General features: G+C 30.6%; 13 protein-coding genes, 2 tRNA genes, 4 pseudogenes and 1 riboswitch. Of the genes and pseudogenes, 5 read left to right on the forward strand and 14 right to left on the reverse strand.

Features of this window, described 5'->3' with window-relative positions; all coding sequences use genetic code 11:
- Nucleotides 1-133 precede the first annotated feature (133 nt).
- The 10 genes and pseudogenes from ACWJKP_RS12195 to ACWJKP_RS12240 form a co-directional block, all read right to left on the reverse strand.
- Nucleotides 134-337, reverse strand: a complete 204-nt coding sequence (locus ACWJKP_RS12195; protein ID WP_165413599.1) for a cold-shock protein — start codon at nt 335-337, stop codon at nt 134-136.
- 216 nt (nt 338-553) lie between these two features.
- A tRNA-Gln gene (locus tag ACWJKP_RS12200) sits at nt 554-628 on the reverse strand.
- 17 nt (nt 629-645) lie between these two features.
- Nucleotides 646-720, reverse strand: a tRNA-Glu gene (locus tag ACWJKP_RS12205).
- Nucleotides 721-874: 154 nt separating this feature from the next.
- Entirely contained in the window at nt 875-1057 is a 183-nt protein-coding gene (locus tag ACWJKP_RS12210; RefSeq protein WP_165413598.1) for an alpha/beta-type small acid-soluble spore protein, read from the reverse strand.
- 169 nt (nt 1058-1226) lie between these two features.
- Nucleotides 1227-2848: pseudogene (locus ACWJKP_RS12215) on the reverse strand (helicase-related protein).
- A 124-nt stretch (nt 2849-2972) separates the two neighbouring features.
- Nucleotides 2973-3728 carry an ABC transporter ATP-binding protein gene (locus ACWJKP_RS12220; RefSeq protein ID WP_165413596.1) on the reverse strand — a complete coding sequence of 252 codons (756 nt, stop codon included), beginning with the start codon at nt 3726-3728 and terminating at the stop codon, nt 2973-2975.
- Entirely contained in the window at nt 3709-4716 is a 1008-nt protein-coding gene (locus ACWJKP_RS12225) for an ABC transporter substrate-binding protein (protein WP_165413618.1), read from the reverse strand. The genes ACWJKP_RS12220 and ACWJKP_RS12225 overlap by 20 nt, the downstream gene beginning before the upstream one ends.
- Nucleotides 4717-4752: 36 nt before the next feature.
- On the reverse strand, nt 4753-5532 hold the full coding sequence (locus ACWJKP_RS12230) for an ABC transporter permease (protein WP_165413595.1): 780 nt from the start codon (nt 5530-5532) through the stop codon (nt 4753-4755).
- Nucleotides 5504-5794: an MTH1187 family thiamine-binding protein gene (locus ACWJKP_RS12235; protein ID WP_165413594.1), complete on the reverse strand. Its 291-nt coding sequence runs from the start codon at nt 5792-5794 to the stop codon at nt 5504-5506. The genes ACWJKP_RS12230 and ACWJKP_RS12235 overlap by 29 nt, the downstream gene beginning before the upstream one ends.
- 112 nt (nt 5795-5906) lie before the next feature.
- Nucleotides 5907-6016, reverse strand: a riboswitch (TPP riboswitch).
- An 86-nt stretch (nt 6017-6102) separates the two neighbouring features.
- Nucleotides 6103-6414 (reverse strand): hypothetical protein, encoded by a 312-nt coding sequence (locus ACWJKP_RS12240; protein WP_165413590.1) that lies wholly within the window; start codon nt 6412-6414, stop codon nt 6103-6105.
- 135 nt (nt 6415-6549) lie between these two features.
- Between ACWJKP_RS12240 and ACWJKP_RS12245 the strand changes: the two genes are divergently transcribed.
- From ACWJKP_RS12245 to ACWJKP_RS12255, 3 genes are read left to right on the forward strand one after another with little or no spacing between them, the layout of a single operon-like run.
- Nucleotides 6550-7560: a patatin-like phospholipase family protein gene (locus ACWJKP_RS12245; RefSeq protein WP_165413593.1), complete on the forward strand. Its 1011-nt coding sequence runs from the start codon at nt 6550-6552 to the stop codon at nt 7558-7560.
- A gap of 56 nt (nt 7561-7616) precedes the next feature.
- Entirely contained in the window at nt 7617-7832 is a 216-nt protein-coding gene (locus tag ACWJKP_RS12250) for a ParA family protein (RefSeq protein WP_165413592.1), read from the forward strand.
- Entirely contained in the window at nt 7819-8103 is a 285-nt protein-coding gene (locus ACWJKP_RS12255; RefSeq protein ID WP_165413591.1) for a hypothetical protein, read from the forward strand. Before ACWJKP_RS12250 ends, ACWJKP_RS12255 begins: the two co-directional genes overlap by 14 nt.
- Nucleotides 8104-8711: 608 nt before the next feature.
- On the opposite strand, the pseudogene ACWJKP_RS12260 reads toward ACWJKP_RS12255, so the two are convergent.
- The 3 genes and pseudogenes from ACWJKP_RS12260 to ACWJKP_RS12270 all read right to left on the reverse strand — a co-directional run.
- A pseudogene (locus ACWJKP_RS12260) lies at nt 8712-9125 on the reverse strand (alpha/beta hydrolase); the annotation flags it as partial.
- Between the two features lie 28 nt (nt 9126-9153).
- Nucleotides 9154-10262, reverse strand: a protein-coding gene (locus ACWJKP_RS12265) for an IS3 family transposase (RefSeq protein ID WP_165415076.1) whose coding sequence is annotated in 2 segments (ribosomal slippage) — nt 9154-10016 and nt 10016-10262 — 1110 coding nt in all. Because the reading frame shifts where the segments join, the coding sequence is not laid out codon by codon here.
- Nucleotides 10263-10344: 82 nt separating this feature from the next.
- Nucleotides 10345-10515 (reverse strand): annotated as a pseudogene (locus ACWJKP_RS12270) (alpha/beta hydrolase); the annotation flags it as partial.
- A 118-nt stretch (nt 10516-10633) separates the two neighbouring features.
- On the opposite strand from ACWJKP_RS12270, the gene ACWJKP_RS12275 reads away from it, so the two are divergent.
- The gene (locus tag ACWJKP_RS12275) at nt 10634-11839 is read left to right on the forward strand and encodes an IS701 family transposase (RefSeq protein WP_224578714.1); all 1206 of its coding nucleotides are present in this window, start codon (nt 10634-10636) and stop codon (nt 11837-11839) included.
- A gap of 52 nt (nt 11840-11891) precedes the next feature.
- Here ACWJKP_RS12275 and ACWJKP_RS12280 read toward each other — a convergent pair.
- Nucleotides 11892-12116 (reverse strand): annotated as a pseudogene (locus ACWJKP_RS12280) (alpha/beta hydrolase-fold protein); the annotation flags it as partial.
- Between the two features lie 1019 nt (nt 12117-13135).
- On the opposite strand from ACWJKP_RS12280, the gene ACWJKP_RS12285 reads away from it, so the two are divergent.
- Complete coding sequence (locus ACWJKP_RS12285) at nt 13136-13669, forward strand: integrase core domain-containing protein (protein WP_165414194.1); 534 nt, start codon at nt 13136-13138, stop codon at nt 13667-13669.
- The last annotated feature ends 572 nt before the right edge of the window (nt 13670-14241 follow it).

Raw genomic sequence — 14241 nt, forward strand, 5'->3', positions numbered from 1 at the left:
ATTATATACTATACGCACACCCATATTTTTCAACCAAATAAATTCAAAATACATTGTAAAAAAGCACACTCAAAGGATTAAATGAGCGTGCCAAAATTTTTACATTTATATTGTTTAATAATAACGAATATTTTTACATTTTTTGAACATTAATAGCTTGAGGTCCTTTAGGTGCATCTACAACATCAAATTGCACTTCTTCTCCCTCATGTAAATCCTTTCTTGGCCCTTGTTCTTTTATTGCTAAATGATGAACAAATACATCCGCGCCTTCTTGAGCGGATATAAATCCATATCCTCTTTCAACATCATACCACTTTACTATACCTGTTTTCATATATTTCCCTCCTTGTCCTTCTCTGAAGTACAAAATAATTCAGAGTTTAAATATAGTATTAACTATAAATGTCTAACTAATACTTTTTATTATGCCTAACTTCTTCATCTAACAATATAATTATTAACATTATTTTAAGAAAAAATATACAAAAAAATAACCCCAGCAAAATAAACATTATGCTAGAATTATTTATATTCATTATGGTAATATATTTGGCTGAGATGGCAGGATTTGAACCTGCGGATGCCAGAGTCAGAGTCTAGTGCCTTACCGCTTGGCTACATCCCAATAAAAAAAAGTGTTAATGGTGACTCCTAGGGGAATTGAACCCCTGATCCCACCGTGAGAGGGTGGTGTCTTAACCGCTTGACCAAGGAGCCTTATTAGTAATTAACACTACGAGATATAGTATACTTCATTATGTAGTATAAGTCAACTATATATATAATAAATTTCTAATTAATTATTTATTTGGATATGACTTAATAAAATATAGGGTATACAGCTTTGCTGCACACCCTATCTAATTTTAAATTATAAGTTTTTTTCGTATTGTTCTACCATTAATTTAACCATTTGTCCACCAACTGAACCACATTGTCTTGAAGTTAAATCTCCATTATAGTCCGTAAAGTTTACTCCTAATTGGTTTGCTGTTTCCATTTTGAATTTGTTTAATCCTGCTTTTGCTTCTGGTACTAAGCTCCTGTATGCCATACTATGTGCCTCCTTTAAGTTGATTTTTTTGTTGTACTAATATAATGTACTTATTTAATATATTTTATAACAGCGTTTTGATGGGAACAAAGTTAAAAAAAGTATAGCAAATAATTTCAATACTTTTAAATACTATTTTCTATAAGAATCATTGAGGTTATCATTTGTTTTATATACTTTTCAAAATTTCATTAATATCTTCACTGACTTTTATTCTATTCTCATATACCCATTGTTCATCAAAATTCAACTTAAAAACTTTTGAGAAGGAATAATAAATATTTATTTTCTGGTAGTAAAGTTCTAATTCATAAAGATCTTCTAATAGACGCTGTGGTTTTGAGATAATCTCTCTTTTAGCTATAAACAATTCATCTACATAGTTTAAAAATGCATTCATCATCTTATCATTAGATACATCAAAAGGAATTTTTAGCAGTCTCCACTGAACTTCTTCTTCCAATTTATAACTTTTTAAATTATCTAATACCACCAAATACTCGCTTATATCCATTTTTCTATAAAAAGGTGTTTTTTCTTCTTTTGTACTCCATAACGCTAATTTTTCTCTAAGAGAAAGAGAACTGATTTTTAATATAGCTTCACTTGGACCTATTACTCCTTCTTCTATAATTACATCACGCGCTTCTAAACTTTCTCTTATAAAATCTTGAGTATTACCATAAGATGCTACATATCCAACCTCATATATCCCTTTTCTACCTGCCCTTCCCGCAATCTGTTTCACTTCTTGAGAAGTTAAATACCTTATCTCATTACCATCGAATTTTTTAATTTCCATAAATATTATTCTTTTTATAGGAAGATTAACTCCCATACCTATTGCATCAGTGGATATTAAAATTGTGCTTTCCTTGTTAATAAACTGATTGTACTGTTTTTTTCTAACTTCTGGCGGTAAATCTCCATAGATTAAACTTACTTTTATACCTAGGTTTGAGTAATGATAAGCTAGTTCTAACACTTTCTTCTTCGAGAATGTAACAAGTGCATCACCTTCCTCAATACTTTTATATACAAAAGATTTATCTTCCATCACAAGAGGAAGATCTCTTTTATACTCTATAATCTCGTACTCCTCATCGCAATCCTCTATTATTTTTACAAGTAGTTCTTTTGCATTCGTTGCGCCACAAATGTGTACCTCTTTACTTTTCAATCCTAAAACAGCTCTTGTCCAAGCAGCTCCCCTCTGGTCGTTATCTATCATTTGAATTTCGTCTATAATACCAACTTCATATTCCTCATTTATATTTAATTTTTCTATAGTACAGCATACATGAGCCGCATCATTGCATTATAGGTTTTCCCAGTATTAGTTTCACCTAAATGGAGATAAAATTTTCTCTTGAATTTTCTTGATCCCTCATATTCATTTTTAGGATTAGATGGAAACACACGATCAAACTCACTAGATATAATCTCAGGAATATGCTCCGTTATTAACACACTTATAATTCCTGATTTTAAATAGCTTTCACCCTTATTCTTTAAGATGTTCTTAAAATTAAAATTTGTATTATTTTTCTTGTTGTAGTCCTCAACAAGCCTTATTGATATATATTTAAGTAATGCTGAATAATTTTCATGAACTCTTTTATAGTCTTTAAAATTTTCTTTCTTAAACTCATTTAATTCCTTTAGTTTCTTTCTTACCGCAGCCTCATGTTCCCATAGTGCATTTGACTTAGTATGCTTTACTATTTCTTGAATCTGAGCAAACTGACTTTTTACTTTTTTAAAATTCCTGTCTAGTGCTCCCTGTTTCATTTTGTTTCCTCCAATATTGAGTCGTTATCATAGTATTTTCTCACAACTACGCATTTATCATACGTTCCTTAGGTACATAAAAATAAAACACCCAACTTAATTACTTTTAAGCTGAGTGCTTACCTTATAATGTTTGTAAAATGACTTTCTTTATTTTATTGAATTTTACTGATGTGACTATATCTTTTGTCCTATTTTTAGGTAAATCAACAATTATTTCTTTCTTTATAGTTGCTGGTTTATTTGATAATACATATATTCTATCAGATAAGAATATCGCTTCTTCAATATCATGAGTAATAAATATTATGGTAACTCTTAGCTCTTTAATCACGTCTATTAGCCAATAGTGCATCTTTGCCCTAGTAATTGCATCAAGTGCACCAAAAGGTTCATCCAATAGCATAATATCAGATGATGACATATATGTTCTAAGTAATGCAGCCCTCTGCCTCATTCCTCCTGAAAGCTGAAAAGGATATTTATATTCGAAGCCAGCAAGTCCAAATGTTTTAAAATGACTAAGCGCCTGAGCTCTTGCCTCTTTTTTAGATTTTCCTTTTATAACAAGAGGTAGCGTAGTGTTATCTACAATATTTTTCCAGGTAAGTAGTAAGTCCTTCTGATGCATATAACTTACTTTTTTAAATCTACCACAGCATTCCTCTCCGTCAATTATAATTTTACCCGCATCTTGATGTAAAAGACCTGATATAATATTAAAAATTGTACTTTTACCACTTCCACTTGGGCCCAGTAAACTTATAAATTCATTCTCTCTTGCATAAAAAGAAACATCCTTTATTATATTCATACTTCCAAAAGTTTTTTTAATATTTTCTACTCTTAATTTTTCATTATTAGTTTGGTAAGTACTCATTAGTAAATGCCTCACTCGCCTTCATATCTTTTCCTATAAGCTTTTTATCTAAAAGAAATTTGGTGTAATTATTCCAAACTGATTCTTTCATTATGCCCCATTTTTGAGCTTCAGCTTTATATTGATCCTTTAAATATTTTTGACTTGCGACGGCAAGATCTTCATCTGTCTCCGGTGCATTTTTCAGTAAAACCTTAGCACTTTCCTCAGGTTTTTCCATGCTGTATTCATATCCTTTTGTAACTGCCTTTAAAAATTTCTTTGCCGTTTCGGGATCCGCTTTTAATTTGTTCTCATTAGCTATAATTACTGGAGTATAATAATCTAAATCTTTATTTAATTTTCCAATATCAATATAGTCAATAGGAATATTTTTAAGCTTTGCTTCTATTCCTGTCCATCCATAAAATACCCATTCAATATCAATATTTTTCTTAGTTACAGCAAAGAAATCTTCTGATCCTGCATCCACCATCTTTAGTTTCGAAAAATCTGCATTATCTTTTTCCATAACCGCCTTTAATATTGCATTTTCAGAAGGAGATCCCCATCCACCATAGGTTTTGCCTTCAAAATCCTTAGGAGATTTAATGTTTTTTTCCTTAGGTGCTGCAAACCCAGAAGTATTATGCTGAATAATAGTGGCTATAGCTTTTATCGGAAGTGGATCTTTAGCAGTTCTAGCATAAGTTACATCTTCTTGATAGCTTACGCCAAAATCTCCTTTGCCCGCTGCAATTAAACTTGCAGTACTCCCCTGCGCTGGCTGAATAATTTGAACGTCAAGTCCTTCTTCTTTAAAATATCCATTATCTTTCGCTACATATAATCCAGTATGATTAGTGTTTGGTATCCAATCTAAAATAACAGTAACCTTTTTTAAGGTATCTTCCTTCTTTACATCTTCTTTTTTCGCAGCACAACCCACAAATAAAACCGTAGTCATTGAAACTGTTAATAATAATGAAATTACTTTCTTTAGCATAATTTTACCTCCAAATAAAATAATATGTCCTATATAAATTTAGTCATCGTTATCCGCTTTATTTCTAGTCCAAGGAGTAAAAAAATATTGTATTAAGTATAAGAGTCCAAATAGTCCCATGCTTAGCATTACAATAATTATAATTACTGCAAAAACTTTATCAAGTGCATATGAATTTTTAGCTCTAATCATATATACCCCAAGACCCTTATCTCCTCCAAGCCATTCTCCAATAACTGCCCCCATAATACTATAGGTTGCTGCTATTCTAAGGCCCGAAAAAAAATTCACAGTAGAGGCTGGTAGCTTCACCATGGTGAAAATTTGAAACTTACTAGCCCCCATAGTCTTTAAAAGGTTTACCATATCCGCGTCTACTGACTCTAATCCATCAATCAAACTAACAACTATAGGGAAAAAGCACACTAACACTACTACAATAATCTTAGGTAATATTCCAAAACCAAACCATATTATGAAAAGTGGCGCTAGGGCAATAATTGGAACAGTCTGAGATACTACTAAAATTGGATATATGCATTTTTTAATAATTTTTACATTGTCCATTAAGATAGCTAAAATTAGTGCAATCAAAATTGATATTGCGAATCCAATCAATGCTTCATATAAAGTCGCATAAATATGCTTAGTAATGCTTGGAACTATATTCACCAAGGTAATAATAATAATATCTTTTGGTGAAGGCAATATGTATTGTGGAACCTTCCACCTATCTACAGATATCTGCCATATAAAAAGAAATATCAATTGAAAAACTATAGGAATAAGCTTATTTTCTATATTTATATACTTTTTCATTCATAGTCACGCCTTCAGCTTTATAATCGATTTTCACTATAGAAACAACCCTAGATGCTCCATGCTCTACACAAATCTCTTGAGCCTTTTTTACTATATCTAAAAGCTCATCCATTTCGCCTTCCATAGTAGTTTCCATTGGCCCTACCTCATATTTCACTCCGCTAGCCTGAATATACTCTATAACCTTGTCCACTACCGGGTAAATCCTTTCCTCTGCCACCACTGGTATAACTTGAAGACTTACATTTACAACTGACATTTCAATTCCTCCTTAGAATATTATTAAAGTAAAATAAACCCTTTGCTCATATTTAAGCGAAGGGTTCTATAATCGTACAACTTTGCACCATTTATATAGTCATATTTGAAACTAAATTCAAATCATATTTTCCCTCCGCTGGCATTATCCAATTCAGGTTATAAGGGTCGAAACTTAACTGTTTCTTCTCAGACAAAAATATTGACTCCCCTAGTTTTTAATATTAAATTACTTTACACATATATATTACCTAAAATTTCTTATAATGTCAAACCATTAAAAAACGCATCTTTTAATCAGTGCGTTTTTCAATTCGTATTATCCTCAAACTTTTTAATATATTCCTTAAGTTCATCTATCTGTTTTTGCAAATCCTTATTACTATTCTTCGAATTACTATTCTTCGAATTACTATTTCCATTATCTCCAGATTGATTTCCATCCTGCGATTCAAGATTTTGAGTCTGAGCTGCAATTATCAAAATGCTTTGCGCCAAACCGGTTAAAAAATTGCCTAATGCATTTTGTTGGTTAACATTAAACTTAGAAGCAATTATAATCCCTATTATTGTTGCTAATATAGCCAATTCAGAAGGTGTGAATTCTTCTAACTTTTTCATACATTGCCTCTTTTATAAAATCACTATAATATATAGTATTCTTTTCATAGAAAAAAGTGTAACTAAATATTATTTTTTAAATCTATGACGTGAAGATATATTTATTCATATATTACTCATAAAGGAGTGGTATATATGAATATTTACAATAATAGAAAATTTGCAGATATTGTGTTCGAAGGTGGCGGAGTTAAGGGCATCGGTCTTGTAGGCGCCTTAAAAACATTTGAGAATGATGGATATAATTGGAAAAATATTTCAGGAAACTCTGCTGGATCTATTATAGCTGCACTAGTTGCAGTAGGGTACTCTGCTGATGAGATAAAAAAATTAATGCTACAGCTAGACTATACAAAAATTACTGATAAAAGTCATTTTAATATGCCTATATTCTCTGATGCTTACAATCTACTTTTAAAAAAAGGCATTTATAAAGGTGACTATATAAAAAATTGGATTGATGAAGTTTTATCGTATAAACTTAAGCTTGCAAATAGAAAAAAAGTAACCTTTGGAGATTTGATTATTCCAGGGGAAAAAGGTATTCTTCTAAATAATAACAAGTATAAAAGAAAATACAAACTGCATATTATAGCAACGGATATAAGCCGTGGAAAGATGCTAATACTACCAGAAGACATTGCGGAATACGGGATAAATCCTGATGAACTTGAAGTAAGTCTGGCAATAAGAATGAGCATCTCTATTCCCTATTTTTTTCACCCTGTAAACTTATATAATATAAATACTAATAAAAAGTCTCTCATTGTTGATGGCGGTGTTTTAAGCAATTACCCAGTTTGGCTTTTTGATGTGAATGGCGTTCCTCTCTGGCCAACCATCGGTTTTAAACTCGGAGGAAACAAAGAAATACGGGAACATAAAATCACAAATATCTTAAATTTCACTAGCTCAATTATTGAGACCATGCTAGAAGCACAAGATGATATTCATATAAGAGAAATGGATTTCTTGCGTACTGTAAAAATCGATACTCTTGATATTAAAACCACAGATTTTAATATTGGAAATAAAAAAATTATGGAGTTATATAATTCTGGTGAAGTTTGCGCAAAAGAATTTCTTAAAGATTGGGAAGATAATTATAAAAAGCATAGAATCTTTAGAAGTAATTCTTTCAAATAACAATCGTTGATAAAAACACTAATGGAAAACTTGAAATTATGGGAGTACTAATAACTATGTTTAACAGCAGAAAAACCATTGCTAAAAATATCAGAGGAAGTCTTATAGAAGTGTTTGGAGATAAGGTTTTTGATAGTGTTATTAGAGTTGATAGTAAAATAGAGTACAGTCAAGATGCTCAGTCACCAGTAATTTATTTTAATAATAAATGCGATTCTTTCAATGATTACATGAGCTTAAGTAAGGAGATTTTAAATTATGAGCAAAAATAATAACAGTGGAAGCAAAGGGATTTTAAGTGGGCTTAAAAATATTAATTCTAAAGAAGTTAAGAATGAAAATTCTTTAGAACTTAAGAATTTATATTCTTCGGAGGATAATAATGAGGAAGATACTTTATCTGTAAAAAGAAGCTTCGCACAAAAACCATCAACAGTAAGAAAGCTTCAAGGATTAAAACCTATGTATGATAATATCAACATAACTTTTAATCAAATAGTAGATGAAGCAATTAACAAATTATATGAAGAAAAAACTAAATAAATATTTATAAAAACATTCTAAAAAAGACACTAATGTGTCTTTTTTAGAGTAATGAAATTATTCGAACTTTACAAATCAATGGAGTTATTTCTTAAAAAACTCCATAAGGGTACAATGTTTATTAAGACGGTTTGTAATACGATAAATCAAATAATGTATTAAGGCACTGGAATGTTTATTTTTATATTCAATCGCAGTCAAAGGATAGTGCACATTAGTTTTTCTCTTTAATGATTCACATGAAAACCTGATGTGGCACAAGCTCGTTCGCTGCTCCTAATATAGGTTTAAATAAAATGGAATTAGTAGCCAGTAATCTAGTCTAAATAAACTAACTTACCCAGATTATTAAGTTTTTTTGCTATTTTTCTGTGATATATTTAAAATGAAAACGTGGTTTTTTTAATATTAGTATTATTTATAATACATTGAACGTAACAAATCAATATATTATGTTACATTCAAATTGAAAAAATTAAGGAATAGGCAATAGCCACAAAGTGAAAGTAACATAATTACCATTGTGTTACATTCACTTTGATTTTCATAATTAAGGTTAGTAGGTAATTTAAGAATATTATGAATCTATAGAGAGTGATTTATTATAATTAACAACCATAAAATTTTAGATATTTTTCGATATTTGATTTTATATATTCGACATTGTGATGACCAGGGAATATATTGTTTTGAGATTTTATTCCTTTTTCTTTCAATACTTTATGTAAAATTGAACAGCCTTCATAAAATTCACCTTCATCCTTATCACCAGCATCAAGATAAATATCAATACTAGAAGAAATATTGTTGTTTTTTACAATGTATATTGGATCATATTTCTCCCATGCACCAATGTTTTTATAATATAGTTTAGCATCTTCTTCAAGTTTCAGTTCCAAAGCAGGCATATGTCCGCCTACTTTGGAAAACATATCTTGATGCCGGAATATATTATGAAGAGCTACATAACCACCAGCAGATGCCCCTCCTATGTATCTTCCTTTTCTATTTTTTATAGTGTTGGATTGTCAATACTTTTTTGTACAAACTTTATTCGGACATCTTAACCTTATATTCCTTTGGTGTCATATAGTCTAACGAACCATGAATTCTATGGTTATTATACCAGTTTACGTAATCAAATAACTCTCGTTCCAATTCTTCAAAACTGCTAAATACTCTATCATATGCAAATTCTGTTTTTATTATTTTATACGTTGCTTCTGCAACTGCATTATCGTATGGACAGCCTTTTTTACTAAGTGACCTTTGGATCTTAAATGTTTCTAAAACCTCATCTATAATCTTATTTTTAAATTCGTTGCCCCTGTCTGTATGGAATATATTTATGTTGCTTAGATTACAATCTGCCCTCATAAAGGCCTCATATACAAGCTTAGCATCCTTATTCTTGCCCACAGAGTAACTTATTAACTCTCTATTATGTAAATTTATAAGAAGGCATATGTAGTGCCATTTTCCAGCAACATTTACATAGGTTAGGTCACTTACAACAACATCTAGATTGGATCTATTTTGAAAATCTCTATTAACGATGTTGTCAACTTTATCATTGTTACAACCAGATTTATGTATTTTAAACTGTTTAATAGTATAATTTGATACTAGTCCATATTTCTTCATTATGCATGCTATTTTAGCTCTTGATGCCTGAATTTCTATCTTGGATAGCTCAACCTTTATTTTTCTTGTACCGTAGTTATTTTTACTATCTTTGAAAATCTTTATAATTGCATTTTCTAACTCTGAATTAAACCTGCGTTCTTTACGTTTATAGTAAACTAACCCTCTTGGAATGCCTAGTGCTCTGCACATTGCGCTAATACTGTATTTATACTTATTTGCTAAAATAAGTTCTATTTTCGTCCCATTATCAGCGCTGCTTGCTTTAAAATATCATTTTCCATCTCTAATCTAGCATTTTCTTTTTTCAATCTAAGCAACTCATTTTCGGCATCGCTGCGATTATCTTTTGCTTTAAATGATCCAGTACTACTATAATCTGCAACCCATTTATTAATAGTGGATTTAGCCACCCCGTATTCTCTTGATATTTCTGCAATAACCTTACCATTATTCCTAAGTGCTACTAGTTGTTTTTTAAATTCCTCAGTATAATTTTTCCCATTTCTCCCCATGATATAAACCACTCTCTCTTTCTCATATTTTTATATTATACCATGTCCGAATATTTATTGTACAACTAATTATAACCTATCCAGTGTTGAAAGTTTTATCGGTTAAGGGTATTATCTCTTTTATAAAGTAATCTTCGTACATCCCTAAATTTGTGATTCTATTATTATCTTCAGGATTAGGTACTTCTTTACATATTAAGGATGAATTTACTCCACGGCTGTTTTCAATTCTTGGACATACAATTATCATAGGCTATAAATGAGCGAAAATGATTCCACCAATTTCCATATATCAAAAAAAGAAAAACATTTATACATTCTCCTGTTATAATTAAGTCACTACACAAAATACAACTAAGGAGAAAACATAAATGTTTAATAACTCAATTGTAACAAAATCATCGACAATATACAAATTTTTAATTGAATTAAAGATAACTCTTTATCTCACAACTCCTCAAATTCATCATCTAATATTATTTATAAATTCTATGGTGACAAAAGGCTACTGTGGAAAAGTAACCGACGTTTCAGATTTTATGCCGGTTAGGCATAGGACTAATATTGGAAAGTTTCTATCGGAGAGTCCATGGGACGAAAACTTTGTTGAAAAAGCCCTAAAAAAACGTGTAATTATGAGAATATGGGAGACGTCTAAAACAACTGGTAAACCTATTTATGTTGTAATAGATGACACTATTTCGGAGAAGACTGTGCCCTCGTCAAAGGCTAAGAAACCTACTGAAAAATGTGGATTCCACCATTCTCATTTAAAAGGTAAAACAGTTTATGGTCATCAATTAGTTACCGTTATGTTACTGTGCGATACACTTGTGATGCCATATACTATGGCGATATACGACAAAGAAAATATGAGTAAAATCCAAATGGCAATTGAGTTTATAAAATCATTACCCAAACCAGTAAATGAAGGTTATGTTTTATGTGATAGTTGGTATAGTAATAAAAAATTGTTCGCAGTTTCTAAAGGATCAGGCTACGCCTATATTGGTGGTCTAAGAACAAATAGAGTGATATATCCAAAAGGTCGTGAAAAACTTGGAATTAAGCTTAATCATATGTGCGAGATATTAACTAAGGATGATGTCGACCTAGTCAAAGTTGGCAACAATGAATATTTTGTCTACACATATAGAGGCAAGCTTAATGATGCAAATGATTCTTTGATAGCTCTTTGTTGGCCTAAAGAGGCTCTATTTAAACCTGGTTGCTTAAGAGCATTCATAAGTCTAGATACTACTATTACTACTGAAGAACTCCTAAATCACTATAAATTTAGATGGCCAATTGAAACCTTTTTTAGAGAAACTAAAAAACATCTTGGTTTAAATCATTACCAAGTAAGAAGTAACCGAAGTATAAACAGATACTTCTTGCTGCTAATGATTACCTACGTATATTGCGAATTGGAAGTAAGCAATGGCACGTTAAATTTTAACGTTGGTATTAAGAATGCAAGAAACCAATCTAAAAAAGAAAGGGTATCTTGGATCTTTAATCAAGCTGACCTAGGAAATTCTCTTGAAGCTATTTTTAAAACACTAAAAATAGCTTAGGACAATTGACATTGATTTATAATGGAATAATTTGTTATAAAATTCGCTCGTTTATAGTCATAGGTTTAATTTCTCCATCTTTTATCATTTGATCAGATTTACTGTTTATATCCAATTCGAACATTATATTTTCATTTCCATTTCTTCCATGTAGAAAATATAATACAGGTAGAGAAGTAAACCTATTATAATCTTCAGGTAAATACACCAACATTGGCATTTCTTTACCAAGTATATTGCTATAAAAGTTTACTTTTTCAACTTTTGATTTATTCATTTTTATACCACCTAATTTAGTATTTTTTTAAACTTTATTTCTACATCATATAATATCATTACGCAATAAAATATTTATCTAATTATACTATTATTGTAGTAATCTGGGCATATAAAAGTTAAGTAAATACAAATACAACAAATGCTATGAAATCATATTTCATGGCATTTGTTGTATAAAGTTCGCGTTTTGTCAGCTTAAAGTTCGTTTATTATTTAGTGAGATTATGAGACTAGTCATATAGCCAAAGTTCGTGTTTAGCATAAATAACGAACTCTGACTATATTTATTACGTATTTTACGAAAGATACTAAATAAATTAATTGTAAATTATGCTGATTTAGTGTGTTCCATATAAAAAGTTGCTCAGCTTTAAACGATCAAAGGGCATTCAATATAATAAATGTTATATTGAATGGTAGTATATTTACAACCTAGGCTAACACCCTTAATATTTCTTTAGGGTCATTTAGTGATTGGGTATGAAGTTTAATATCTCCTTTACTTTATTCTCATCTTAAAACGTTTTCTATGGCGTATATTTGCTATTCTATTTTAGAATTTCTTAAGGAGAATTATTTAGTTAAATCATCTCCTGCGGAGCTGTAACATCTTCATAGAAGCTGAATTAACGACTTCAGAAGGAGATTTAAACTTCCACTAAAGTTTTATTTTTGCTAGGGTAATTAACTTCAACTTATAGAAGTGGGAGACTTTCCTTCTGAAATGTCGTTAAATTTAACTTGATTGATTAACAACCCATATGAATCAATGGTTTACTCAATAAACTGAATGTACATAATAATTAGGGTTAGCGTTAATATTTTCAATAAAATCCACGTTAAAGAATTGTTGGATTTAACCCAGTATAATTCGTCGCAGTCAAAGGCTAGTCCACATCAGTTTTTCTCCTTCATGCTTCATACGAAAACCTGATGTGGCACAAGCTCTTTCTGGTGTTAGTATAATATTGTAGACACGGAAAGCCGAACACATTAAAATATAAATAAGATAAGGATGTGTTTATAAATAAATCACTAAATGCACTGGGGATAACTATTAGTTTAAAAAGAACACAAAGATTGATGAAAAAATTGGGGATAAGATCTTTAATAGTAAAAAAATATAGACCAACTTCATCTAAAGATAAAATAATAGGTCATGCTATGTCTAAATTCATTGATACTACATTAGCCCTACAGGCTGTTAAAAATGGTATACAGCTACAAAAACCAACTAAGCATCTAATACTTCATAGCGATTTGGGATGCCAATATACAAGCTCCGCTTTTAAAGAATATATAGAGAGCACTAAAATTATTAAACACTCATTTAGTGCCAAAGGTTGCCCATATGATAATGCTTGCATTGAATCATTTCATGCCTCATTGAAAAAAGAAGAAGTTTACCATGTTAAATATTTTGATTATGACGCTGCAAGATTAGGAATATTTGAATATATAGAAGCTTGGTACAATATAAAAAGGATACATAGTAGTATTGGATATATTACTCCTCAACAGTGTGAAGATTTGGCTAAAAAGGCTTCATAAAAAGTTCGACTTTTTTTGTCTAAGATATTGACATAGATCCAATAAAATACCTAAAGAAAAGGTCGGAACAGATGACTATAGCAACCTAATATTGCTGAACCATCACGTACATAAACTTGTTCATGTAGTTGTAGAAGACACAATTAATAAATATATGGTAAATCTCACTCTTGATGAAAAGGCTCTTAATAAGATTAATTCACTTAGACAGAAAGTCGGAAAATTCTAAAATTCTTGATGGAACGCCGTATGAAGTGAAAGTTTCACGTACGGTGTGGACTGGGGAAAAGGTAACGATAATTTCAAAGCCTTACCTATCAGTATCTTACTCACTGCATATTAATATTGTTTAAAAAAAGTATAATTAGCAGTCAGTAAACTAGTCCAAAGCAAAAAAATATAACCCCCTATCCCAAGGGGTAACAAGTCCTGCGGTGATTCCGCAGGACTTGTTTTTTTCTTCAGCATATCATTAGTGTATAGGTTTCATTAACCAGCTAACGGTTTTCTCATAAAATAGCTAATCGTAAGTTTTTGACCAATGCTTAAATTTTTAATTCACTGTTTTAATA

This window comes from Clostridium sp. CM037 (assembly GCF_055081095.1).

Coding starts and splice junctions, on each gene's coding strand:
- ACWJKP_RS12255 (WP_165413591.1), top strand. CDS start 7,819: ATGAGCAAAAATAATAACAGTGGAAGCAAAGGGATTTTAAGTGGGCTT.
- ACWJKP_RS12245 (WP_165413593.1), top strand. CDS start 6,550: ATGAATATTTACAATAATAGAAAATTTGCAGATATTGTGTTCGAAGGT.
- ACWJKP_RS12235 (WP_165413594.1), bottom strand. CDS start 5,794: ATGTCAGTTGTAAATGTAAGTCTTCAAGTTATACCAGTGGTGGCAGAG.
- ACWJKP_RS12250 (WP_165413592.1), top strand. CDS start 7,617: ATGTTTAACAGCAGAAAAACCATTGCTAAAAATATCAGAGGAAGTCTT.
- ACWJKP_RS12210 (WP_165413598.1), bottom strand. CDS start 1,057: ATGGCATACAGGAGCTTAGTACCAGAAGCAAAAGCAGGATTAAACAAA.
- ACWJKP_RS12220 (WP_165413596.1), bottom strand. CDS start 3,728: ATGAGTACTTACCAAACTAATAATGAAAAATTAAGAGTAGAAAATATT.
- ACWJKP_RS12230 (WP_165413595.1), bottom strand. CDS start 5,532: ATGAAAAAGTATATAAATATAGAAAATAAGCTTATTCCTATAGTTTTT.
- ACWJKP_RS12275 (WP_224578714.1), top strand. CDS start 10,634: ATGTTTAATAACTCAATTGTAACAAAATCATCGACAATATACAAATTT.
- ACWJKP_RS12240 (WP_165413590.1), bottom strand. CDS start 6,414: ATGAAAAAGTTAGAAGAATTCACACCTTCTGAATTGGCTATATTAGCA.
- ACWJKP_RS12195 (WP_165413599.1), bottom strand. CDS start 337: ATGAAAACAGGTATAGTAAAGTGGTATGATGTTGAAAGAGGATATGGA.